Origin of the sequence: Chryseobacterium sp. R2A-55, assembly GCF_021401085.1 — a bacterium.
Taxonomy (GTDB): Bacteria; Bacteroidota; Bacteroidia; order Flavobacteriales; family Weeksellaceae; genus Kaistella.
Window position 1 is genome coordinate 127,407 of record NZ_JACBFP010000004.1, and the last position, 25,797, is coordinate 153,203.

The 25,797-nt window shown below is 40.3% G+C and carries 19 protein-coding genes; 11 read left to right on the top strand and 8 right to left on the bottom strand.

The annotated features are described in order from the left end of the window. Window positions 1-23: 23 nt before the first annotated feature. The 7 genes from L0951_RS06835 to L0951_RS06865 all read right to left on the bottom strand — a co-directional run bounded on the left by L0951_RS06835 (window position 24) and on the right by L0951_RS06865 (window position 6,952). A complete protein-coding gene (locus L0951_RS06835) occupies window positions 24-2,570 on the bottom strand; it encodes a TonB-dependent receptor domain-containing protein (protein WP_234110483.1) in 2,547 nt (848 codons plus the stop codon). A 179-nt stretch (window positions 2,571-2,749) separates the two neighbouring features. Beyond that, a complete protein-coding gene (gene mltG / locus L0951_RS06840) occupies window positions 2,750-3,787 on the bottom strand; it encodes an endolytic transglycosylase MltG (RefSeq protein WP_234110484.1) in 1,038 nt (345 codons plus the stop codon). A gap of 37 nt (window positions 3,788-3,824) precedes the next feature. Then, window positions 3,825-4,601, bottom strand: coding sequence for a diaminopimelate epimerase (gene dapF / locus L0951_RS06845; RefSeq protein ID WP_234110485.1), 777 nt, complete (start codon window positions 4,599-4,601; stop codon window positions 3,825-3,827). A gap of 106 nt (window positions 4,602-4,707) precedes the next feature. Further along, window positions 4,708-5,370, bottom strand: coding sequence for a nicotinamide riboside transporter PnuC (gene pnuC, locus L0951_RS06850; protein ID WP_234110486.1), 663 nt, complete (start codon window positions 5,368-5,370; stop codon window positions 4,708-4,710). A gap of 149 nt (window positions 5,371-5,519) precedes the next feature. After that, window positions 5,520-5,954, bottom strand: a complete 435-nt coding sequence (locus L0951_RS06855) for an OsmC family protein (RefSeq protein WP_234110487.1) — start codon at window positions 5,952-5,954, stop codon at window positions 5,520-5,522. Window positions 5,955-5,959: 5 nt separating this feature from the next. Beyond that, window positions 5,960-6,271 (bottom strand): rhodanese-like domain-containing protein, encoded by a 312-nt coding sequence (locus L0951_RS06860; protein ID WP_234110488.1) that lies wholly within the window; start codon window positions 6,269-6,271, stop codon window positions 5,960-5,962. A gap of 72 nt (window positions 6,272-6,343) precedes the next feature. Beyond that, entirely contained in the window at window positions 6,344-6,952 is a 609-nt protein-coding gene (locus tag L0951_RS06865; protein ID WP_234110489.1) for a Crp/Fnr family transcriptional regulator, read from the bottom strand. Between the two features lie 214 nt (window positions 6,953-7,166). Here L0951_RS06865 and L0951_RS06870 point away from each other — a divergent pair, with 214 nt between their 5' ends. The 11 genes from L0951_RS06870 to L0951_RS06920 all read left to right on the top strand — a co-directional run bounded on the left by L0951_RS06870 (window position 7,167) and on the right by L0951_RS06920 (window position 24,044). Continuing rightward, the gene (locus L0951_RS06870; protein ID WP_234110490.1) at window positions 7,167-8,852 is read left to right on the top strand and encodes an amino acid permease; all 1,686 of its coding nucleotides are present in this window, start codon (window positions 7,167-7,169) and stop codon (window positions 8,850-8,852) included. Between the two features lie 71 nt (window positions 8,853-8,923). Further along, window positions 8,924-9,955, top strand: coding sequence for a WD40/YVTN/BNR-like repeat-containing protein (locus L0951_RS06875; RefSeq protein WP_234110491.1), 1,032 nt, complete (start codon window positions 8,924-8,926; stop codon window positions 9,953-9,955). Between the two features lie 90 nt (window positions 9,956-10,045). Continuing rightward, window positions 10,046-11,407 carry an oxygen-independent coproporphyrinogen III oxidase gene (gene hemN / locus L0951_RS06880; RefSeq protein WP_234110492.1) on the top strand — a complete coding sequence of 454 codons (1,362 nt, stop codon included), beginning with the start codon at window positions 10,046-10,048 and terminating at the stop codon, window positions 11,405-11,407. 148 nt (window positions 11,408-11,555) lie between these two features. Then, window positions 11,556-12,326 (top strand): LuxR C-terminal-related transcriptional regulator, encoded by a 771-nt coding sequence (locus tag L0951_RS06885; protein WP_234110493.1) that lies wholly within the window; start codon window positions 11,556-11,558, stop codon window positions 12,324-12,326. Window positions 12,327-12,604: 278 nt separating this feature from the next. Next, the gene (secD, locus tag L0951_RS06890; protein ID WP_234110494.1) at window positions 12,605-15,532 is read left to right on the top strand and encodes a protein translocase subunit SecD; all 2,928 of its coding nucleotides are present in this window, start codon (window positions 12,605-12,607) and stop codon (window positions 15,530-15,532) included. Between the two features lie 99 nt (window positions 15,533-15,631). After that, window positions 15,632-16,855, top strand: coding sequence for a TCR/Tet family MFS transporter (locus L0951_RS06895; RefSeq protein WP_234110495.1), 1,224 nt, complete (start codon window positions 15,632-15,634; stop codon window positions 16,853-16,855). Between the two features lie 107 nt (window positions 16,856-16,962). Next, window positions 16,963-19,458, top strand: a complete 2,496-nt coding sequence (locus tag L0951_RS06900; RefSeq protein ID WP_234110496.1) for a cation-translocating P-type ATPase — start codon at window positions 16,963-16,965, stop codon at window positions 19,456-19,458. Window positions 19,459-19,502: 44 nt separating this feature from the next. Next, a complete protein-coding gene (locus tag L0951_RS06905) occupies window positions 19,503-19,823 on the top strand; it encodes a twin-arginine translocase TatA/TatE family subunit (RefSeq protein WP_234110497.1) in 321 nt (106 codons plus the stop codon). A gap of 1 nt (window position 19,824) precedes the next feature. After that, on the top strand, window positions 19,825-20,403 hold the full coding sequence (locus L0951_RS06910; RefSeq protein ID WP_234110498.1) for a phosphatase PAP2 family protein: 579 nt from the start codon (window positions 19,825-19,827) through the stop codon (window positions 20,401-20,403). A gap of 201 nt (window positions 20,404-20,604) precedes the next feature. Then, window positions 20,605-23,466, top strand: a complete 2,862-nt coding sequence (gene polA, locus L0951_RS06915; RefSeq protein WP_234110499.1) for a DNA polymerase I — start codon at window positions 20,605-20,607, stop codon at window positions 23,464-23,466. A 149-nt stretch (window positions 23,467-23,615) separates the two neighbouring features. Next, window positions 23,616-24,044 (top strand): DUF4268 domain-containing protein, encoded by a 429-nt coding sequence (locus L0951_RS06920; RefSeq protein ID WP_234110500.1) that lies wholly within the window; start codon window positions 23,616-23,618, stop codon window positions 24,042-24,044. A gap of 92 nt (window positions 24,045-24,136) precedes the next feature. Here L0951_RS06920 and gldG read toward each other — a convergent pair whose 3' ends face one another. Further along, window positions 24,137-25,792 (bottom strand): gliding motility-associated ABC transporter substrate-binding protein GldG, encoded by a 1,656-nt coding sequence (gene gldG, locus L0951_RS06925; protein ID WP_234110501.1) that lies wholly within the window; start codon window positions 25,790-25,792, stop codon window positions 24,137-24,139. Between the last annotated feature and the right edge of the window lie 5 nt (window positions 25,793-25,797).

Here is a 25,797-nt window from a genome sequence, read left to right on the forward strand (position 1 = left end):
TAATTCTAATTTCAGAATTCAAATTACATGGGTGGACCTTGATCCTCTCCACCTTGGTCGTTGGAGTTGATATCTTTTTTCCTTTTCGGCTGATCCACTTTTTCACCCTGTTTGAAACGGTAGGTGAGGGAAAGAGAGAACTGTCTTGGTGACCATTGCATAAAGGATTCCCGTGTAAATCCGTTTCCTGTTTGAATCACGTTCCTCGATCTGGTGTCAAAAATATCCTGAATGTTGAAGGCAATGGTTCCGTCTCCTTTCCAGATGGTTTTGGTAGCCCCCAAATTCACAAAATACATTTCTTTTGAATTATTCGCACCTTCAACCTGTGCTCCGCGGTAATTTCCCATCAGTTGCACACTGAATGTCTTACTAAACTTGAAGGTATTTGACATTCTGATTCTGGTTGAAGTTCCTGTCCCGTCATATGATACATGACTGGTAATCATATTGGCAGGATTTTGCGGATCTGGTGAATCATAGAAGTAATCTCCGGTGGTCTTGTATCGATAGACATCAAATTCCCCCATGATTCTCCACCAGGAAAACGGATCATAAGTATAGTTCAAATCAAATCCTATTCTCTGGTCAATTCCCAGGTTTTGCGGCTGGGTCAGGAAAACATATTTATTGAGGTAAGGGTCATTCACATAACTTAATGTCATTTTCACATCATCAGTTTCGTTTCGAAAATAAATAACCGGATTGAACGAAAACTTCTTTTTTGAAAAATTATATCCCAATTCAAATGAATCAACATAAGACGGGTTCAAGTCAGAATTTCCACTGAAAATATTCTGGTTGTCACTATAAGACATGAATGGAACCAGGAACCATGATCTTGGTCGATTGATTCTTCGCGAATAATTGAGTAATAACTGATTGTCTTTGGCGAAATTATAACTTAGAAAAACGCTCGGAAAAATTCCATTATAGTTCTTTTTGGTGACCTTATCATCAAAACCGGTTTGATTTTTATAGTCAATGTTGATATTGGAGTATTCATCCCTTAAACCAAGCTGATAACCGAAATCACCGATTTTGCTTTTAAACTGGGCATAAACCGCATTGACTACTTCAGAATAGTTGGTGGTGTTGGTATATCTTGGAAGAAAGTGATAATCCAGGTCTCCCGCATTTTTTTGCTGAACCGCATATTGGTAATCGTTGTTATTGTTGTCAATTTTGTAACCTGCATTAAACATTGAATTTTCGCCAATAGGAAGTTCATAGTCAATTTTCCCGACGATGGATTTATTTAAAGTATTTTGGTCGGTGATATTTGAAAGTTCAAAAACATCTTTAGTAGATTGTGATATCAGTGAATTTCCCTGGGATTGGTTTCTTTGCAGACTTAATGAAAGGGAAATGTTCTGTCCCTTGTCATCTAATTTCCTGTCAAATCCGAAATCCCCCTGAATTCCAGTGTTGGAACTGTTCCCGTCTGAACTCCGCAAACCGTAATAAGTTGCTCCGGTTGCAGGAAAATAAGTGTAATTGAGCGGTTGGTGATTTTCTCCATCAGAAGTTCTGATGGTTCCGGAAACATTCATCGATGTTTTATTATTGATATCGTAAACTAATCCTGCAGTGGCGTTGTAATTTCTGCTGATGTTTTTACTTTCGCTGATTTGGTATTTTGCTATATTTCCATCACTGTCAGGATTAGTAAACCTGGTATTGGTCCAGTTTTTTCCCTTGCTTTCCGTGTAACCGCCGCCACCGTTTAAGAACCAGGTGAGGTTTCCTTTTTTCCAGCTTAAATTCGTGTTGAGCGAAGTTCTGGGCAGATAACCCAAAGTTCCCACCACGCTTCCGTTAAAGCCCATTTTGGTGGTTTTCTTCAAAATGATGTTCAAGATTCCCGCAGTTCCAGACGCTTCAAATTTTGCGGAAGGATTGGTAATGACCTCAATCCGGTCGATTTGATCCGCAGGAATGGATTGCAAAGCGTTTGCGCCATCATCAAGTCCAAGTAATGCGGAAGGTTTTCCGTTCACCAAAAACTTCACATTCGAACTTCCACGCATGGAAACGGTTCCGTCCGGATCTACAGAAACTGACGGCACATTTTGGAGCACATCCTGCAGGTTTCCTCCGATCGCGGTTAAATCGCTTTTCACGTCGTAGGTTTTTTTATCGATTTCCACTTTTACAGGTTTTGTGGTCGCCACGATTGTTACACCCTGAATGTCTTGTGTCTTAGTGAGCGGACCAGAACTTTCGGCCTCCACTTTGAAGCTGCCCAAATTTCCGGCATTGGAAATCTGTCTGTTATTCGTCATTTTTTTATAACCGATCGCCTCGATGGTGACGTCATAATTTCCGGGAACTAGAGCAATTTCATAACTTCCCTTTTCATCGGTCAATGTGGCATCGCTCAGTTGTTTGTTGGCTTTGTTTCCAAAAGTCACTGAAGCATAGGGAACTGCCTGATTTTGCTGATCAACAATTTTTCCGGATACATTTACCTTCTGCTGTGCGAAGGCGAAACTTGCCGCTCCCAATACAAGTGTTAATCCTAAAGTCCTCTTCATTATTATTGAAGAAATCTCAATACGTTCGTTCATATTTTTAGTTTATAAATCTTTGATGATTTTTTTTGATGAATGTTAAAATAAATGGTGGTCTAAAAAATGTTAAAGTGATAATTTTATTGTTAAAATTTTGAATATTAGATAAATAGATTTATTTTTCACCCATTAAATTTTGGATTTTCAAAAAAATGTGAAGATTGGTCCTACATGAATTATTTAATGTTTCTGGCATTGAGCCAATCTTGGTATTCTTTTGCGTTAATGGCATGTTCGGCGGCATCTGCCGTGAATTTGTGAAAACCTAATTTAGCCGGATTTGCGCACATATAGATGTAGTCATTTTTTTCTGCGTTTAAGACGGCATCGACCGAATTTTTATCGACCACACAAATCGGTCCTGGTGGAATTCCTGCGTTTGCATAGGTATTATAAGGTGATGGGACTTTCAAATGTTTGTAGAAAACCCTTCTAATTGGTGCACCTTTGAAATTGTTTGCTTTAGCCACGGCATAAATTACCGTTGGATCACTCTGCAATTTCATCCCTTTTCTGAAACGGTTGATGTAAAGTCCGGCCACCGTTTTCATCTCATCAGGTTTTCCGCCGGTTTCTTTGTAAACCAAGGAGGCTAAAGCGTATATCTGGTCACGGGTAAAACCGGATGCTTTTTCTTTTGCAATCCGATCTTCATTCCAAAAGCCGTCGTATTCCTTTTCGAATTTTTTGAAAAATTCTTTGGGCGTAACCGTCCAGAAAAAATTATAGGTATCGATGAAGAAATATTTTTTTAAGTCTTCAGCAGTAGAGAGCCCTTTTTCAGAGGCAATCTGATTAAGGTCTTTGGCGAATTTCAGGGAATCCAGTTCGGTTTTTTTGGTCACTTTTCCCAACATCTGATAAACCGTGTAGAAGTCGCCGATTCTGAAGGTGTCTTCGGTCTGGTTTCCTGCTTTGATCATGTTGACCAGGTCCGTGTTGCTGGTTCCGGATTTGATCCGGTATCGTCCTGCATTGAAAAACTCATTGAGTTTCTTGCTTTTAGCCACTTCCACGAAGTTTTCTCGGTTCTTGATATAGGGCGAAATGGAATCCAAAATAGAATTGAAGTTTGCGGAATGTGGAATCAGGATATACCCTTCTTTTGCCACGTTGTTACCGAAGTATTTCAGGTAATATTTAAAGCCAAAAAATCCGCCCAACAGCAGAATAATTAACATGATAACCGCAAAAAGTGAACAACCCTTTCTCATATTTAAACGATCACTGACGAATAATCGACAAATAACTTTACAAATCTATTTTTCCTTTGAAAACTTGTTTCGCGGGACCTTCTAACCAAATATTTCTAAAGGAATCTCCATCCTGTTCAGCGTAAACTTTCAGATTTCCCCCTAAAACTTTCACACGCACTTCCACCTTGTTTTTACCTTTTAAGAAAACCAGGGCAGAAGCCGTGGCTCCGGTTCCGCAGCTGAAGGTTTCATCTTCCACTCCTCTTTCATAAGTTCTCACGAAGATTTCATCCTCTGAAATCTGTTCCACGAAATTCACATTGATTCCCTCGTCCTTATAAGTCGCAGAATTTCTGATTTCGTTACCATTTTTATAGACTGAATAGTTTTCAACCTCATTCACAAACTTCACAAAGTGCGGAGAACCAGTGTTTAACTCGAAGTTTTCATCCTTGTTTTTTATGGTGTTCACGTCACTCATTTTCAGTTTCACGATCCCGTTTACGATTTCAGCTTCATGCAAACCATCTATTGCCTGGAATGTGGTTTTTTCCTCGAAGATATCCAGAAAATAGGCAAATGCTACAATGCACCGTCCGCCGTTTCCGCACATGGTGCTCTCATTTCCATCGGAATTGTAATAGACCATTTTGAAGTCTGTCTCGTCATCGTTTTCAAGTAAAATCAGTCCGTCAGCGCCGATTCCAAAACGCCGGTCACACAGTTTTTCAATGATTGACTTATCTTTTGGAAACTGTAGGTCACGATTGTCAATCATCACGAAATCATTCCCGGTTCCTTGGTATTTAAAAAATTCAATGGTATTCTGCATAAGAAAGTACGGTAAACCCGCTATTTGATTGGGTTTGCAAAGTTAGTCAATTAAGGCAAAAACTTCGGGTGGGTCAAAGTTAAATTAATCACAAAATGTGCAGGAATCAATTGGTTTTTAGATTCTTTTTCCATTCAAAATAGCCTATGAAAGCCATTATAGTGAAAACCAAATACTGAACCGATGTAATGCCTAATCCTTTGTAAATCATCATCGGGATGCAAATAATGTCGCCGATAATCCAGAAAATCCAGTTTTCGATTTTCCTTTTCGCCATCAACCACATTCCAACCAGAAAAATAGAAGTAGTCAAAATATCCAGCCAGTTTGCCCAATCCAAATGATAGAGCCCGAGATTGACATGCTCCATGGAAAAATGATTGTCGATCAGTGGTTTGTAGTAATAAACCACTGTGACCAGAACTAAACTCACCACGAGCAAAATTCCCGCAATCAGCCAGTCCTTGGTTTTCGCCCAAGAAACTTCCACGTGGATGTGGTCTTCGGAACTTCTTGCCCACAAAATCCAGCCGTAAACGCTCATCACGGTGTAATAAAAGTTAATCATCATGTCACCAAGAAGCCCGAAATTAAACAGAATGTAAACGTAAAGTGCGGTTGAAACTATTCCTGTCGGGTAAACCCAAATATTTTTCTTAATGGAAAAATAAACACTCGCAATTCCGAAAAAAGTAGCGACTGCTTCTAGAAAAATTTGAAAAGCAGAGTAAGACTCATATGGTCTTAGGAAAAGGTCTTGGAAATTCATGGTTTCAAAGATAATTCTTTGATTTGAGATTTCCCGCGAAGAAGCATGAGGTTGACTAATGTGCACTTTTTCATCAAAGAAAGTCTGCTCCCGAAATGGAGACAGACTTTCAAAATTAAACCAATGGATGAAAAGTGACTAATGTTGGTTTATGAAATCCTGATCTTTGGAATCAGGGAGACCTTTGATTTTATGGAATTGGAGATCAGGCATGCTGCTTCGGATTTATGCAGCACTCTTTCTGCTTTTTCCTGATCATCGGGATTACTGATGGTTACAGTCGGCTCCAGGATAATTTCCGTCATTAGGAATTTTCCTTCTACCTGCTCCAGTTTTCCTGAAGATTTACATTCAAAATCTGTGAATTCCAATCTTGAATTTTCTGCAATCGCTAGAAATGTGGTCATCAAACAACTTGCCACTGCGGAAGTGAAAAGATGTTCCGGTGACCAGATGTTTTCCACTCCTTTCGGGAATTGCGGCGGTGTTGCCACGTCTAATTTCTCGGTAAGTTCAGGTGAAGACATTTCGCCTTTTCGGTCATTTTTCCAGTGGATATCGACGTTATAAAAGTGTGGTTCCATTTTTTTTAGATTTTATTGTTGAGACTCATCCAACCACCTCCATTGTGAACGTTTGTGTAGCCAGCTTTTTTCAGGATATTTTGTGCGGAGGAACTCCTCATTCCCGAAGCGCAGCAAGTAATAATGCATGTGTTTTTGTCCTTGAGTCGGGACAAATTATTTTGAAGCTGGTCAACCGGAATGTTGATGGAGTTTTTGATGTGTCCGGAAGCGAATTCTCCCTTGGAACGAACATCCAAGATAATTGCCCCGCTTTTAACGAGTTCAGCGTAATCGGTATTCTGCAATCCGAAAAGATTTTTAATGGTGTCTAACATAATTTCTGGGTGTTTTTAGAAATATTATACCGCAAAATTACATCTGCCGAAAAACCTATACCGTAACCAACATCACAGAAGCCGAATTTTATTTCTGGAAAGTTGTAGCAGTCCATCTTTTTCCATTTGTTTCAAAACCCGACTTGTTGCTTCCCGAGTGATTCCGAGCTCATCTGCCAATTGCTGATGGGTGACCGAGATTTCCCTGGATTGATAAAGTTGCGTTTTCTGGCGGATCAGTTGTAGAAGACGGGTATCCACTTTTTGAAATGCCACGGAATTGACGATATCCAAAAGTTCCTCGAAACGTTTTTGATAAAGGTTAAAGATGAAATCGGTCCATTCAGGATATTTTTTCACCCAGTCTTTGGCTTTATCGGCGGGAATCATCATGATTTCTGCATCTTCTTCCACGATTGCCTTGATTTTTGAAGTTTCGTTTTTCATTCCGGCCAGAATCGAAACGATGCAACTTTCTCCGGAAGTCAGATAGTAGAGCAGGATTTCCCGGCCGTCTTCCTCGGTTCTGATCACTTTGATGCTTCCCGAAATTACCACCGGAATATTCTTAATGTAGGAATCCATGTCCACAATGATGTCGCCTGCCCGGAATTTTTTTATGTAACCGGCGTTTGAAATCTCCTTTTGCAGATCAGACTGAAAAATATCGTTTAGAACCATGGTTTAAAGATAATAAAATTTAGGTTAAAAATACAGGAATCGATCCATTGCCGATTGAAAATGGGGGAGATCATTAAAAAAAAATGATTTTTACTTTGCATGAAAATCAGCGAAATGCGTATCAATCTTTGTTTATTAAAAAAAGAATTTTATGTTTAAATAGTTAATCATTGCCAAAATTTTATATTTTTGGAAATCTTAAAATAAAAAAAACATGTCGAATCTTTGGAGAACGAAACCTTTGAACCAACTTCTCGCAGAAGCGGAAGAATCTGAAAAAGGACTAAAAAAGACGCTGACTTCTGGTGCATTGGTCGCGCTTGGAATCGGAGCCATCATTGGAGCGGGATTATTTTCAATCACGGGAATTGCTGCCGCAAATTATGCGGGTCCCGGAATTATGATTTCATTTATTATCGCAGCTTTAGGATGTGCTTTTGCGGGATTGTGTTATGCGGAATTCGCATCCATGATTCCGGTTGCAGGTAGCGCATACACTTATTCCTATGCCACAATGGGAGAGTTTATAGCATGGATCATCGGTTGGGATTTGGTTTTGGAATATGCGGTGGGAGCCGCTACAGTGGCTTCAAGTTGGTCGGGATATCTCGGAAAACTATTTAGCAGTTTCGGAGTCAATCTTCCGGAGCGGCTTTTGATGACCCCATTTGATGTGGGTGCAGCTGGAGAAGCCGGGCTTATCAATCTTCCGGCAGTTTTCATCGTGGTGGTGATGTCTTTGATTTTGATTAAAGGAACCAGCGAATCTGCCTGGGTAAATATTGGTATTGTGATCTTAAAAGTTTCGATTGTGATTCTTTTCATAGTAGTGGGTTATAAATATGTAAAACCTGAAAACTTAACGCCACTTATTCCTGAAAATACGGGCAAGTTTGGTGAATATGGTTGGTCGGGAATTATTCGAGCCGCGGCGGTGGTTTTCTTTGCCTATATCGGTTTTGATGCGGTTTCTACCGCTGCACAGGAAACAAAAAATCCTAAAAAAGCCATGCCGATCGGAATCATGGGTTCACTTTTAATCTGTACGGTGCTCTATATTGCTTTTGCATACGTAATGGTGGGGGTTGTTCATTACAAAGAATTTACAGCAGGAGGTGGTTCAGACCATTTAGCACCGGTCGCAATTGCGATTGAGGCGATGGGAACGGTGGTAAACGGAACCATAGTTCCTGAGTATCCTTGGTTAAACACTTCTATTATCGTTGCAATTCTTTTGGGTTATGCCTCAGTAATTTTAGTAATGTTGATGGGACAAAGCCGTGTTTTCTATTCGATGAGCCACGATGGTTTGCTGCCTAAAGTTTTCAGTGAGGTTCATAAAAAGTTTCGGACCCCATTCAAATCCAACATTTTCTTCCTCGTTTTCGTGAGTTTATTTGCGGCATTTATTCCGGGAAGAGTAGTGGGCGAGATGACCTCTATCGGGACTTTATTCGCATTTATCCTCGTATGTATCGGAGTGATCGTAATGAGGAAAACGCAACCCGATGCACCTAGAGCCTTTAAAACCCCTCTGGTTCCCTTGATTCCGATTTTGGGTGTACTTACCTGTTTCGGAATGATGGCATTCCTGCCTTTTGATACTTGGATCCGTTTGGTAATCTGGATGATGATCGGACTTGATGTTTATTTGTGGAGAGGAATCAAGAACTCATTCCTGGGTAAAACAAACAATACCACAAATGATCCAAAAAACTACAGAATCTCCGCGATCTGTGGTGGAGCGCTAACTTTGATTTTGATATTTCTGACCTACTTCCATCATCAGGCGGCAATTGCTGATAAGATTGACGACGGTGGCTTGGTGGTTTTTTCCGAAGTGATGATTGTGCTGCATATCTTCTTCTACGGATATTACTTTTTCAAGAACAGGAAATAAGCATTATTATAAACTTAACCTTCCCGCCCATTTTCGGCGGGAATTTTTTATTTTTGAAGAAAGTATTCTGAATGAAAAATTTTATTTTTACTGTTTTTCTCTTTTCTTTGAATTTGGGAAACGCTCAAAAACTGGACTTTCAAACCTTACTAAAAGACAGAATCAGCATTCGTGCACTCCAGATTTACAATGAAAAAGTTTGGTATTCCGGAACTGATGCCAAGTTTGGGTATGTGAGTTTGAAGGATTCTGTAGATAAAAAACAACTGGTTCTTTCTGACAAGAAATTGCAATTCAGAACTTTGGCGCAAAGTTCAAAGGAATTCAGCATGATAGATATTGATTCACTTCCGCATCAATTTACCATTAACAAAAGAACTTTAGAAATCCATAGTAGACTCGTCCCAGTACAGCATGAAAACAAATATTTCTTTGATGCATTTAAGTTTGATAAAGGAGACAGAGGATTTGCCATTAGTGATCCAAACAAGATGGGGTCACCAATTTTCTTGCTATATACTGGTAGAGAATACATGGTCAATAAGAAACTGGTTTTGCCTAAGTATTTCACTGGAGAAGCTCATTTCGCGGCAAGCAATTCCAATATTGCAATGACAGGAGGCTGGGTTTGGATCGCAACCGGCGGATCCAAAGCGAGAATATTCAAATTCAACTGGAAAAACCCAACGATTTGGGAGGTTTATAACACCCCCTTCATACAGGGAACTTCCTCTCAGGGAATTTACTCCATCGATTTTTATGATAAAAAATTCGGAATTGCAGTGGGTGGTGATTACACCAATCAATCCGCAAACATCGACAATATCGCGACCACCAATGACGGCGGCGTAACCTGGCAAATCCAGGCATCCGGAAAAAACGGCGGCTACAAAACCTGCGTAAAAATCCGCCCGAAATCAAAAGGCAAAGACATCATCGCAGTAGGCGACCAAAACATCGAGTTTTCCAGTGATTACGGAAAAACCTGGAAGACGATTTCCGAGGAAAAAGGGCTCTTTGTTTGCGAATGGATTGATCAGAATACCTTGGTTTTTGCGGGGAAAGATCGGATTGTGAAAGCGAAACTCACAAATTCATATTGACAAAACCAATTTTTATCACCTTTTAACGAGAAATAAATTCCCTATTTTTGCACCCTGCAACTTGCACCAATTGCAACCTGCACCAATCTCATGAATTCTTTAATCGATAAATACAATATTCCCGGACCGCGCTATACCTCCTATCCAACCGTTCCATTTTGGGATCAAGAAACTTTTTCAACCGAAAAATGGAAAGAATCGGTGATTCGTTCATTCAACGAGACCAATGATTCTGAGGGGATTTCAATCTATATGCACCTTCCGTTTTGTGAGCAGCTCTGTACTTTTTGCGCATGCCACAAAAGAATCACCAAACGCCACGATGTGGAAACTCCTTATCTGGAAACCGTTTTGAAGGAATGGGATCTTTATCTGGAATTGTTCAATGGTAAAAAGCCGAAGATCAAGGAACTTCATTTGGGTGGTGGAACTCCAACTTTTTTCTCGCCATTGAATCTGAAAATGCTGCTTGAGAGACTTTTCGAAAAAGCTGAAATCGCCGAAGACCACGAATTTTCATTTGAGGGACATCCGAACAATACTTCGAAAATGCACCTTCAGGTTTTGTATGATTTGGGATTCCGAAGAGTGAGTTTCGGAGTTCAGGATTATGATCCGCAAGTTCAGAAGGCGATCAATAGAATCCAACCTTTTGAAAATGTGAAAAAAGTAACGGATTGGGCACGGGAAATAGGCTATACCAGTGTTTCACACGATTTGATTTTCGGACTCCCTTTCCACAACTGGGAGAAAGCTGAAAACACGATAAGAAAAACCATGGAACTGAAACCAGACCGTATTGCCTTCTATTCTTATGCACACGTTCCGTGGATTAAAGGAAACGGACAAAGGGGATTTGATGAAAACGATTTGCCGAGTGGTGAAGAAAAACGAAAACTCTACGAAAACGGAAAGCGACTTCTGGAGGAACTTGGTTATCTGGAAGTAGGAATGGACCATTTTTCATTGGAGCACGACGACCTTTATCAATCTCTTGTAAACGGAAAAATCCACCGAAATTTCATGGGTTATTCTTCAAGTAAGACCCAACTGATGGTTGGTTTGGGAATGAGCGCAATTTCCGATTCTTGGTATGCTTTTGCACAAAATGAAAAATCGGTAGAGCAATACGAGAAATTGGTCAATGACGGAATTCTTCCCGTAGTAAAAGGTCACATCTTGAATCAAGAAGATTTGATCATCCGAAAGCATATCCTGAATATCATGTGTCAATTGGAAACTTTCTGGGACCTAGAAACCGTGTTCCCTGAAATAGAAAACGTGAAACGTCATCTCCAGGAAATGAAGGAGGACGGATTGGTGGAGATTTCGGATCATTCCATTCAAATAACTGAAAAAGGCCGTGCTTTTACCCGAAACGTTGCGATGGCATTTGACTTGAGACTGATCAGAAATCAACCGGAGACCAGAATTTTCTCAATGACGATTTGATTTTTTTTAAGTGGTTTGGTACTGAATCCCAACAGCTGATTTTTTCGAAAAGTATTTTGAAATCGTCCGACTCTTTATTATCAAGCGAAACATCATTTTCTGAATATTAAAAATAAATCAATTATATTTAGAAAAAATTTAATTGGTCATGGAGTTTTTGCCGTATTATCATCAGGCATTGGAAATCTGGAAGAACGTTTCCAGAGGAGCAGCGCACCCCGAAAGCATTTCAGTGGGGGATATTTCTAGAAAACTGAATGCTGTATTTCACGTTGGTCCTTATTATTACTACATTTTTGATCTGGGAAAAGGTAGTTTTGATTATGTGGATGATTCGATAAAGGATATCTTGGGAATTGAACCCAATGCGTTCACAGTTCCGGCTTTTTTTGAGGCATTGCATCCGGAAGATTTGCCGTATTTTGTAGGGTTTGAGAAAAAAGTAAGCGAGTTTTTTGGTTCGCTTCCTGTTGAAAAACTAAATAAATATAAGGCAAGCCAAGATTTTCGAATCAAAAATGCAAATGGAAATTACATCCGAATTCTTCATCAGGTAGTACCTTTTAATTTTTCAGAAAGAGGAGAGGTTTCAAAATCATTTGGCATCCATACTGAAATTTCGCATCTCAAAGACTCGGGAGAACCAAGACTTTCATTCATTGGTTTGGAAGGAGAACCATCTTTTATCAATATTAGAATTGATGAGTCTGCAGCTAGAAAAACATTGGAGCTTTTTTCAAACAGAGAAAGAGAAATCGTAAAGAAACTTTGTGAAGGATTCAGCACTGATGAAATTGCAGAAAGCTGTTTTATCAGCATCCACACCGTTCGTTCTCACCGCAAAAGTATTCTCAAAAAAGCCGGAGTAAATTCTACCAATGAGCTGATTATTAAAGTAATAAAAGAAGGATTGGTTTGAGGTTTCTTATCTTTTTGCAGAAAAAATACTGCGGTCAGGGTTTGTGCGGTGCATTTTTGTTGTATTGATTGACTGATATTTAAAGAGTTTCGGTAACATAAAGGCGGTCTTTATGTTCAGTGCAGCCTTTGTTTTTGATATTCCCCTGCAAATACTTTCCTTGCAGCCACTTTGACTTTGCCGGGAGAAAAATTAAAAATGATAAGTTAATTATTCTTAATTCTATTGAAAATCATTATATTTGCCGACTATAATTAAAATGTTGTAAACTATTAACAATGCAAGGAAAAGGACTTATTACGCTGGTTGCGGTTGTTTTGGGACTGATCTGTCTTAATGAATTATTACCAACTTGGTACGCAAGTAAAATTGAAAATCAAGCTACTCAAATTGCGGGAACTGATCCTGTGAAATACCAGAAAGAGATGGAACGTCTCTCCAAGGATACCCTGAATCTTGGTTTCACAAAGCTTTACTATTCCAGAGCGAAAGAGCGGGAAATGAAACTTGGTCTCGATTTGAAAGGAGGTATTAATGCGCTTTTGGAAATTAACCAGAGAGATTTGATCAACGATTTGACCAACTATTCTACCAATCCAATCTTACTGGAAACTTTGGACCAAACCGACAAAGTGCAAAAAAATTCAACCAAAAGCTATATTGAGAATTTCTTCGTTGTTTTTGATGAAGTCAACAAAGCTAAAGGAGCCAACCTGAAACTTGCAGATCCTGAGATTTTTGGGAATACCAATCTTGGCGAAATCAAATTCAACTCTACCGATGAGCAGGTTAAAAATATTGTAAGAAGAAAAATTTCGGCTTCCGAGGGATCGGCTTATGAAGTAATCAGAACGCGTATCGACAAAATGGGGGTTACCCAGCCAAACGTACAGCGTGTTCCGGGTACCGGTAGAATCTCTGTAGAAATGCCTGGAATTAAAGATGTGGACCGAGTGAAGAAAATGCTTTCTACATCAGCTAAACTGCAATTCTGGGAAGTGCAGCAACCTCAGGAAATCTTGCCCTACTTTGAGCAACTCAACACAGTTATCGCTGCAAAGGGCGATTCGATAGGGGTAGCAAAAGGAACCAACCTGATCAACTTGCTGCAGCTGAGTACCTTGAGATCAAACGGAGTAGGGAATATTAAACTTTCCGATACTGCGGCTGTAAACAAAATATTAAATTCGACAATTGCTAAAAAAATTCGACCGGCAAACGTGAAATATACCCAGTTCATGTGGGGATATAAACCGGATGCAAACGATCAAAATAACCTGGTTTTATATGCTATTCGTGGAAATATCAATCAAAAAGCACCGGTTGACGGCGCTGTGGAATCTGCCCGCGTAAACTATGACGAACTGGGAAGAGTAGTGGTCGATATGCAGATGGATTCCAAAGGTGCAAAAGACTGGAAAACCTTGACAGGGAAGAATGTCAACAAGCCAGTTGCGGTGACTTTGGATAACGTGGTTTATACTGCTCCAAACGTTGTTAACGAAATTCCAAATGGCAGAACGCAGATTTCCGGAAACTTCTCTCAGCAGGAAGCGCAGGATTTGGTAGATGTTTTGGGTGCCGGTAAACTTCCTGCAAGCGCGAAAGTGGTGCAGATGGATGTAGTGGGACCTTCTTTGGGTAAAGCATCCATTGATGCAGGAATGCTTTCATTCTTTATTGCGTTTATCGTATTGCTTTCTTACATTATTTTCTATTATGGGGGAGCCGGAATTTATGCGGTGATTGCAATGGTGATCAACCTTTTCTATATCTTCGGAATTATGGACTCGGTGGATGCAACGCTCACGCTTCCGGGTATCGCGGGTATAGTACTTTCCATGGCGATGGCGGTAGATACAAACGTAATCATTTATGAACGCACGAAGGAGGAACTCTTCGCAGGTAAACATATTCTAGAAGCCTACAAAGACGGTTTCAAACACGCGCTTTCTGCGATTATTGATGGTCACTCCACCACGATTTTGACGGCAATTGTTCTTTATGTTTTCGGAACTGGTCCAATTAAAGGTTTTGCGGTAACTTTGATTATCGGTATCCTGATGACCTTCTTTACTTCAGTATTGTTATCAAGGGTGATGATTTTCCAAAGATTGAATAAAGGAAAACACCTTTCAGTGTGGACTCCGCCAACAAAAAACCTTTTCAGATATACTTGGATCGACTTCATCGGTAAAAGAAAATTTGCGTACATGATTTCATTGTTTCTTACTGTGGCCAGTTTAATTTCAATTGCTGTAAACGGATTCAAATACGGAATCGACTTCACCGGTGGTAGAAACTATGTCGTGAAATTTGACAAACCGGTCGATGTAGATAAAGTAGAAAACGGATTAATCAAGCTTTTCGCAACAGAAGACGGTAAAAACTCTGCGGTAGAAGCTAAAACAATCGGTACAGGAAATCAGCTGAAAATCTCAACCGATTATCTGATTGACGATGAATCTCTGAAAGCTGACCAAACTATTGAAGAGAAACTGTTCCAAGGATTAAAACAATACCTTCCTGCAAATATGACTTTGCAAGAATTTAAACAGGCAGATAAAGACCATGCAGGAATTATTTCCTCTGCGAAAGTGGGACCAACCGTTGCAGACGATATTAAGACCCACGGTACATTGGCGGTAATTGCAGCGCTCGGAGGAATTTTCATCTATATCTTGTTCCGATTCAGCAAATGGCAGTTCTCATTGGGTGCGGTTGCTGGACTTTTCCACGATGCTGTGATTATTTTAGGAACGTATTCCCTGCTTCATAAATATATGCCGTTTAACATGGAAATTAATCAGGATTTCATTGCGGCGATTCTTACGGTGCTCGGTTACTCCATTAATGACACGGTAATCGTGTTCGACAGGATTAGGGAATATCTGCGCGAGAAGAAAGCACTTACCCTGGCCGGACTTTTCGACGACTCTATTTCAAGCACATTAGGTAGAACATTTAATACCTCTTTCACCACGATTTTGGTAATTTTGGCCATCTTCATTTTTGGTGGTGATAATTTGCGAGGATTCATGTTTGCACTGTTAATCGGTATTGGGTTTGGTACGTATTCCTCCATTTTTATTTCATCGGCAATAGCTTATGACTGCCTGAAGGAAAAAGGAAAAGAAGATCACGTTCATGTTAAAGGAAGAACTACCACCGACCGTGAAACTACCGACAAAAAGAAAAAAGCATAATTTTCTATTACAATTTAAAATGTCCCTTATTTGAGGGATATTTTTTTGCTTAAATTTTTCTAATTTTAACTTTCCTGAAAATCGATCTCTGCAACCGCAATGAAAAAAAACCAAAAGTCAGCAGCTATAGGATTCATTTTTATTACCTTACTGATTGATATTACAGGGTGGGGTATTGTGATTCCCGTGGTTCCGACTCTAATCCGTGAGCTCATTCATAATCCGGACTTGAGCGTTGCATCGCAGTATGGTGGTTGGCTGAGTTTTGTCTATGCCGGAATGCAGTTCATCTTTGCCTCTGTTTTAGGTGGTTTAAGCGATAAATACGGAAGAAGGCCGATTATTTTATTTTCACTCTTGGGTTTTTCCATCAATTTTTTCATCCAGGCTATAGCTCCGACCATTTTCTGGCTTTTCGTAGGAAGGATTTTTTCCGGGGTTACAGGAGCGAGTATCACTACAGCAAGTGCCTATATCGCAGACATTTCAACGGATGAGGACCGCGCCAAAAATTTTGGGATGATTGGTGCCGCATTCGGTTTGGGTTTCATTATCGGACCGGTTATTGGTGGGGTTTTGGGATATTACGGAGCCAGAATTCCATTCTATGCAGCTTCTGCTTTATGTTTGGTTAATTTTCTTTATGGATTGTTTATCTTGCCGGAAAGTTTAGACAAAGAGCATCGTCGTCCATTCGATTGGAAACGTGCCAATCCTGTCGGATCTTTGCTTCGGCTAAAAAGGTATCCCCAGATTTTGGGTTTGATTGCCGCACTGGTTTTCGTATATGTCGCAGGTCATGCAGTTCAGACCAACTGGACTTTTTTCACCATGTACAAATTTAATTGGACAGAGAGGTTGGTCGGGATTTCACTCGGTGTTTCAGGTTTCATGGCAGCATTGGTTCAAGGATATTTAATAAGGTTAATTCAACCAAAAATCGGTGACGAAAGAAGTATTTTTTATGGATTGACATTATATGCCATCGGAATGGTTTTATTTGCTTTTGCAAGCCAAAGTTGGATGATGTTTGCATTTCTGATACCGTATGGATTGGGTGGAATTGCCGGTCCGGCTTTGCAGTCCGTGATCTCATCTGAGGTTCCAAAAAATGAACAGGGAGAGTTACAGGGTGCATTGGCTAGTTTGATCAGTCTGACTGCCATTGTAGGTCCGCCCCTGATGACTAATACGTTCTTTTATTTTACCCATGATGATGCACCGTTTAAATTTGCAGGTGCGCCGTTTTTTCTTGGTTTTCTGCTGATGACGATTAGTGCAGTGATTGTGTATTTTGTCTTTAAAAATAAAGGCCATTACTAGCAAAAATATCTGGAATACTTGGTGCGTTCTATTCTATGATTAAAAGCATTGTAGAGGGATTTTCAGTTTATTTTCGGTAACTTTATTCTTTAAATTTCTTCTCTACAATGGATGTTAATATTCCCGAAAATTTAACCGGACTCACAGACGGACAGGTTCTGGCTTCAAGAGCAAAATTTGGTGAAAATAAAATGAACGAAACCAAGAAATCAACTTGGTTCTCGCTTCTGTTGGATATTCTAAAAGAACCGATGCTGATTTTGCTGATCATCATCACTATTATTTATTTAATCGTCGGGAATTACAGTGAAGCCATTTTTATGTTTGTGGCGATCGTCGCGGTTTCAGGGATTTCTTTTTACCAGGACAACCGCAGCAAAATGGCCCTCGAAGAACTGGAAAAACTCAATGAACCTTTAAGCAAGGTCATCCGGAATTCTCAAATAATCAAGATTCCCACGCATGAAATTGTGGTGGGAGATTTGGCCATTACAGAAGAAGGTAAAATGGTCAATGCAGACGGGAGAATTCTTCACAGCAACGATTTCTCCGTCAATGAGGCTCCATTAACCGGGGAAAGTTTTTCCGTTTTTAAGTCAAAAGATTCGGATGACAACCTGGTTTACAGCGGAACTTTGACCGTTTCGGGATTAGCGGTCTTTCTGGTTGAGAAAATTGGTAAAGAAACCAAGTTAGGCAAAATAGGGGATTCCTTGCAGAATGTCAAGGACGAAAAATCACCGCTTCAGATTCAGATCGAACGGTTTGTAAAAAGTATGGCCATCGTTGGAATAGTTGTTTTTTTGATGGTCTGTGTTTTCAATTATTACCATACCCGTGATTTTGTGAACAGTCTCTTAAATGGATTAACTCTTGCAATGTCTATTCTTCCCGAAGAAATCCCAGTAGCGTTTACCACTTTTATGGCTTTGGGAGCCTGGAAACTGATGCGGGAGGGAGTTATCATCAAAAAGAGTGCGATTGTGGAGACTTTGGGAAGCACCACTGTAATTTGTACAGATAAAACCGGTACCATCACAGAAAATTCCATGAAGTTGAACTCTGTTTATGATTTCAAAACGGAAAAAAACTATACAGAAGATGAATTCAGTAATCCCGAAATTTCCCAACTGATCAGTTATGCGATGTGGTCCAGCGAGCCGGTTCCTTTTGACCCGATGGAAAAAACGCTTCATGAAGTATATAATAACTCCCATAAAGAAGACCTTCGAAACCAGTTCAAAATGTTCCACGAATACTCTTTAAGCGGAGTTCCGCCCATGATGACGCACCTGTTCGAAAATGAAAATGGAGAAAGAATCATTGCGGCAAAAGGTGCTCCCGAAGCAATTCTGAATGTTTCAAAATTGACCGAATCGGAAAAAGAAATTTTGATAGCCAAAATCAAAGAGTTCGGAAGACAGGGTTATCGCGTTTTGGGAGTGGGCAAAAGCCATTTTGAAGGAAGCGATTTGCCAAAAATACAGCAGGATTTACCGTTTGAATTTTTGGGCTTTGTTGTATTTTATGATCCGCCGAAAAAGGGAATCCAGGAAGTTTTCAGACATATCTATAATGCCGGAATCAAGGTAAAAGTCATCACCGGTGACAATGCGGAAACCACCAAAACCATTGCGGAAAAAGCGGGAATCCATAATGCTTCACTTTCCGTAACCGGTGCCGAAATTGCTCAAATGCAAGATGCCGAACTCCGAATGGCAGCAGAAAAGCAGGCATTGTTTACCAGAATGTTCCCCGAAGCAAAACTCGCAGTCATCAATGCCTTAAAGAAAAATGGAGAAGTGGTCGCCATGTTGGGAGACGGCGTGAATGACGGTCCCGCTCTGAAAGCATCCCACATCGGAGTGGCAATGGGTAAAAAAGGAACCGAAATCGCAAAAGCTGCCGCTTCGGTAGTTTTAACCAATGATAACCTGGATAACCTGGTCACTGCGATCGCTTCCGGACGAAGGATTTATACCAATATCAAAAAAGCCATTCAATACATTATTTCTATTCATATCCCGATTATTTTAACCGTTTCGTTACCGCTGTTTTTAGGCTGGATTTATCCTCAGATTTTCACGCCTGTTCATGTGATTTTCCTTGAATTGGTGATGGGTCCCACTTGCTCCATCGTTTACGAAAACGAGCCGATGGAAAAAAACACCATGTTCAGAAAACCAAGACCGATGACTGAAACATTCCTTAATCTCAAAGAACTGTTGGTAAGTATCCTGCAAGGTTTGGCGATTACAGCAGGAGTTTTGTTCATCTATCAAATGACGGTGAGAAGTGGAGCAAGCGAGGAATTGACACGTTCCATGGTATTCACCACTTTGATTTTTTCAAATATTTTGTTGAGTTTCTGCAACCGTTCTTTCTTTTATACCACCTTTGAAACCATGAAAAACAAAAACAATCTATTGATTTATGTGACCCTGATTACTTTGGGATTCCTTTCATTAATGATATTTTTAAAACCTGTTTCTCTGTTTTTTAAATTGGAACCATTGGATTTCCTGCAGATGCTCACAGCATTTGCGGCCGCGGTCATCTCCGTATTGTGGTTTGATGTCTTCAAACTTTTAAGAAGAATTTAAGTGCATTTGAAAAACTGTTTGATAAACTTTCGTAATTTTGCCTTATGGAACTAAGTATAGGTGAAATGCTTTTGATTGCCGTGGCAATCGTTGTTTTATTCGGTCCCGACAAATTGCCGCAAATCGCAAGAGATTTGGGCGCGGGTGTACGAAAGATGCGCGGTGCGATGGAAGACGTGAAAACCGAAATCCTGAAAGAGACCGATAATCCCGTTTCCGAAATCAAGCGGGAAATCGACAGAGTTAAGCAGGCCGCAAAAGACTACAATCCAATGAGCGAGCTGGACAAAGAAGCGGCAAAACCTGCAGAACCAAAAGAAAACCTTGCCGAAAACGACCAACACGAAGGACCGGTAAGCAGATAGAATGAACGAAATCATCCAAGAAGACAGAGACGCATTTCTGTTTCTCAACAATTTGGGGAGCGAACCTTTTGACCGTTTTTGGATCATGGTTTCGGGAATCTGGATTTGGGTTCCACTTTATATTATTTTCCTATATCTGCTTTACAAAAATTACAAACTCCGAAATTTAGTTTTCATTTTGATTTTCATCGCAATCGGGGTTACGGTCTCCGACCAGCTTGCCGGAATCTTTAAATCCGGAATTGGCAGATTAAGACCTTGTCATGATCCAAGTTTAAACCATTTGATGCGCACTGTGCAGTGCGGGGGACAGTTCGGGTTTTATTCCAGTCACGCATCCAACACTTTTTTTATCGGTACTTTCATGAGCATGTTGTTGTTCAGGAAATATAGATTTCTTCCATACGTCCTTTATTTCTGGGCATTCGTGGTTTCCTACAGCCGGATTTATCTCGGCGTACATTTCCCAATGGATATTCTGATGGGAGCCGGAATGGGATTTTTCCTGGGCGGATTTTTCTCTACTTTGGCTTTAAAGGTGATCAAAAAAAAGGAAGTGATTCATAGAGATTTTTCCTAGTAATTTCACAAAACCTACTGCATTAAATTTGGGCGTGCCCCTCGCAAACGCTATTCCTGCGCCTCGGGTCGGGCTTTTCACTGCAATTCCTCGTTCCATCCCTAAAGCCATCGCCACTGCGGGATTTCCGCTGCAATCCCTCACGCAAAACCTCCTTCTTCCAAGTTCAGGTTTCCATCCAAAAACATTATCTTTGTCCTTATGACACACGACAATACCGACAAACGCCTGTTCCTTATCGATGCGTATGCAATGATTTTCCGAGGCTATTATGCACTGATCAGAAATCCAAGAGTGACCAGTACCGGAATAGATACCTCTGCGATTTTTGGTTTCACCAATTCTCTGATCGAGTTGATTCGAAGGGAAAAACCTTCCCATTTGGCGGTCGTTTTCGATGTAGGAAAAGCTACGGTGCGAACCGATGATTTCGCCGATTACAAAGCCAATAGAAGTGAAACCCCGGAAGCAATCAGGATTGCGGTTCCCTATATTCACCGGATTTTGCAGGCAATGCACATTCCCATCCTTGGCGTGGAAGGTTATGAAGCGGATGACGTAATCGGAACCATCGCTTGCAAAGCTGAAAAGGAAAACTATATGACCTACATGGTGACTCCGGACAAAGATTTTGCGCAATTGGTCACCGATAAAATCAAAATTTATAAACCAGGTTTGAAAGGAGCCGAGTTTGAGATTTTGGGTGTGGAAGAAGTGAATGCAAAATATGATATAGATGATCCCAAAAAAGTCATTGACTTTCTGGCAATGATGGGCGATGCAGTAGACAATATTCCCGGTTTGGAAGGGGTCGGAGAGAAAACTGCATTGAAATTCCTGAAAGAATTCGGCTCCATTGAAAATCTTTTGGCCAACACCCACCAACTGAAAGGGAAACTTAAGGAGAAAGTAGAAAACTCTGCGGAACGGGGATTACTCTCCAAAAAATTGGCAACCATTTTGTGCGACGCTCCCATTGAATTTCATCAGGAACAATATGATTTGGAAACTCCGGATTTTGAAAAAGTAAAAGAAGTATTTGATGAAATTGAGTTCCGAAGATTATACGAAAACCTCTATCGCGCATTTTCAAAAACCGGTGAATATGCCAACGGAAATTCAACCGCAAATGGTGCGGAAACCACTGATCCCAATAAAGTAACCCGCTACGACAAAAAGCCAGAGGAAAAAAGTGGAGCTGTGCAGCTGGATCTTTTTGCAACTTTCGAGGAATTGGAACATGCAACGACCACGAAATCTACCATTGAAAACAATGACCATCTATATCAATATGTAAATTCGCCAAAAGCACAACGGATTTTAGTGGAAAACCTTCTCGCCCAGAAATCAGTCTGCTTCGATACGGAAACCACCTCATTAAACGAGATGGAAGCAGAGCTCATCGGGATGAGTTTTTCCTACAAAAAGGGTTTGGCTTACTATATCCCTTTTTCTGAAAATCGCGAGGAAGTCTTAGAAACGCTTGAAATTTTCCGGCCTTTTTTCGAGAAGAAGGAAATCATTAAGATTGCACACAACTTAAAATACGACTACAAAATCCTGAGACAATACGGAGTCGAAGTGCAGGGAGCGGTTTTTGATACCATGATTGCACATTATCTCCTGAATCCCGACGGAAGACACGGAATGGATTATCTCTCCGAAATGTACCTGAACTATAAACCAGTGCCTATTGAAACATTGATTGGCAAAGGAAAAAACCAGAAAACGCTGCGTGCGGTTTCCGTGGAGGAGCAAACGGGTTATGCCGGTGAAGATGCAGATGTGACTTTTCAGCTTTACGAACTTTTTGCCCCACAATTAAAAAAAGAAAATCTAGAAGAGTTGTTTCTTAAAGTCGAAATGCCTTTGTCAACGGTTTTGGCAAAAATGGAACTGGAAGGAATTTCTTTAGATAAAAAGTGGCTCGAAAAAGAAAGCATCGATTTGGAGAACGACCTGAAAGAATTGGAAACCAAAATCTTTGAGCTTGCAGGCGAAGAATTCAACATGAATTCCCCGAAACAGCTGGGCGAAATCCTATTTGACAAAATGGAACTCGACCCGAAAGCGAAGAAGACAAAAACCGGTCAATACGCCACTTCAGAGGATGTTTTGCAAAAGCTTTCCTCCAAACATGAGATTATTCCGCTCATTTTGGAGTACAGAACTTATCAAAAACTGAAATCAACTTATGTGGACGCATTGCCCACACAGATTGACAAAACCGATCACCGCGTTCACACTAATTTCTCGCAAACCACTGCTGCAACAGGAAGATTGGCTTCGGTAAATCCAAATCTTCAGAATATCCCGATCCGCACCAAACGCGGACAACAAATCCGGGGAGCTTTTAAGGCGGACCAGGGAAACAAGATTATTTCTGCCGATTATTCGCAGATTGAACTTCGTTTAATTGCAGAGATTTCCCAGGAAGACCACATGATCCAGGCTTTTCAGAATGGAGAAGATATTCATGCTTCCACTGCTTCAAAACTTTTTCAGGTTCCATTGGATCAAGTCACCAAAACCCAGCGTTCCCAGGCAAAAACCGTAAACTTTGGAATTATTTACGGACAGGGCGCATTTGGATTGGCTGATCAAACGGGACTTTCAAGAACTGAGGCGAAAATGATGATCGAAAATTATTTCGCTACCTATCCGAAGCTTAAAGAATGGATGGCGGAACAAGTAAAACGGGCAAGAGAACTGGGTTATGTGGAAACGATCCTGAATAGAAAGCGCCATTTGAAAGACATCAATTCTGCGAATTTCGTGGTTCGTGGATTGGCGGAAAGAATAGCAGTCAATGCGCCGGTTCAAGGTTCAGCAGCGGATGTCATTAAAATAGCAATGATTAATATCGACCAAAAGCTGACCGAGCAAAACCTTAAGACCAAAATGCTCCTTCAAGTTCATGACGAACTTATTTTTGAAGCGCCGAATGAGGAGGTAGAAATCGCGAAAGAACTCATTAAAAACGAGATGGAATCGGCGATTATCACGAAGGTTCCTTTATTGGTGGAAGTTGGCGTGGGGGATAATTGGCTGGAAGCGCATTAGGAGTGCGAGCGTTGGAGTATCTGAGCTTTTGAGGATTGGTAATTTGTTGTAGATCACGTAATTAATATTGATTTTTTAAACCGTTTTCTTTACGCTTTGTTCTTTCCACTATGCTCAAAATTCTATTTTCGTAATTGATTTTGCAAAAAATGTTTTCAAAAGAAGAAGCTCAAAAATTAAGGAAAGAATTCTGGACTGCTTTCGGGAAGAGTTTTCCCAGAAAGTGGATACTGTATGATACCAAAATCAAGGATTTTTCCTTTAAGTTTTATGCAGATTCCAAAAAGGCTGAAGTTTCCATCGATATTGAAATGAAAGACGAAATCTACCGCAATGCCTATTACGAAAAGATCTGGTCACTGGAAAATATGCTTATGGAAGAAGTTGGCGATATCCGGAAAGATGAATTTTACACTTTAGAAAATGGAAAGGTGATTTCCAGAATCTGGGTGACCAAAGAAAAAGTTTCTATTTTTGATAAAAATTCGTGGCAGGAAATCTATGAATTTTTTGTAGTAAAAATGGATGGTTTCGAGCGGTTTTTTTGGGAATATGAGGATTTCATCAAAGACGTTTGAAATACGTATTAGCTATCGGGAACGAAGCTTACGAATCTTTTCTGCAGTGAGACTGATGCTAAATTTGAGAAATTCACAGCGAAGGTAGTTCACTAAGAAAATTTTCTCTTTCTCAACCAATAAAACAATCCCCCTAAAGCGCCGATTACTGCGAGCGGAAGAAGCAAGTTAAACCATTGCCAGTCGGTTTTTTCGTCTTCAATTCGGTTTCGGTCCAGAAGTCTGGCTTCGATGTTTCTATTTCTCAGTTCCATTAAATTGGAATCATCCAAAAGAAAATCCAGGCAGTTTCTCAAAAATTGTTCGTTTCCGTAGGTTTGTTTGGTCAATAGATCTTCGCCGAGCGGAAGCGGATTTCCTTTGTAGATCTGGTTTCTTCCCACATCGCCGTCTCCGATCACGATCATTTTGTTTTCCGGACTTTGGGATTTGAAATTTGGATAATTGCTTTTTTCGCTTCTATTGGCATAGGCGGAATTGAATTTACCTTCCACACTCACCGCAAAAATCTTGGGAGTGGTCGGTCTTTCCATTTCACCAATCGAATCGGTTCTTACGATTTCGGTCAAAGAAACCAAATTAGGAACTTGTTTGATGCTGGTTCTTTCACTCGATTCAAAAAGCACGTTGGTCTTTATATTCTTTCTTCCCAAAGTATCGATGGACGTGGGAAATTCAAATTTTACGGGATTGATGTTTTTGGTGATCGGATTCTTGGTTTCTGCAATTCCAAGCGGGAAATAGGGCCAAAGAAAACTGCTGTATTGCGGATTTCCCGCAACTTCACCGGACACAATGCGGATCAGTGCGGATTTTTTCATGTCCTTCACCAAACCGGGATTGATCCTTAAGCCATAATTAAAAAAGAAGTCGCCTAAATTGGTGTCAGTTGGGTAAGCCATGATTTTTTTAGACTGAAAAAGCGTGTCCATTTCTGCATTCACGGCATCGATCATCCACAATGTCTTACCGCCATTCATGATATATTGGTCAAGGATTACTTTTTCATTGTCAGTAAACGCTTTCCTAGGTTTTGCGATGACAAGCGCATCCATTTTCCTTAGTTTGGGTACATCTGCCAAAGAAAGTTCCTTTGTATTTGCGGGAATGATGGGACCTGCGTTGTAGTTTTCCAGGGCCATATGCATGAAACCCTGAAACTGATCCGGGCGAAGCTCATCTTGATTGATCAGAATTCCGATATTTTTCTTGTGCTCTTCGGTGATGGATTTGATGGCTGAAACGAAGTTGTACTCCAGATTTTCGATGGATTTGTTCAGCTGTTCGGAGGCGTCAATTCCGCTTTGATTGATGATCAGCGGGATGGAAGTTCCATACGAATTGTATTTGATCGCTGCATATGGAAACATCACGATTTCGGAGATCTTTCCGTCCTTCATATCGGGTAAGATCGAAGGCTGCATTCCCATCGCCATCAAGGTGTCTTTCGACATTTTAGTCTTGATCGGGTCGATGAATTGGTAGTCGATTTTCGGATTTATTTTCCTAAACTCCTCGAGCATAAATTTTGCCTCATTTTGCAGCTGGCGAAAACTTGCCGGGAAATCGCCTTCTAAATAAACATCTACTGTCAAAGGTTTTTTCACGGATTCTAAAATTTTCACCGTGGATTTAGAAAGTGTATATCTTTTTTCTTGAGTCAGGTCAAAACGTTTCGAAAACACTCCGAAAACACCCAATATCAAAATGATTGCTACAACAATATAGATAATATTTTTTTTGTTCATTTTTT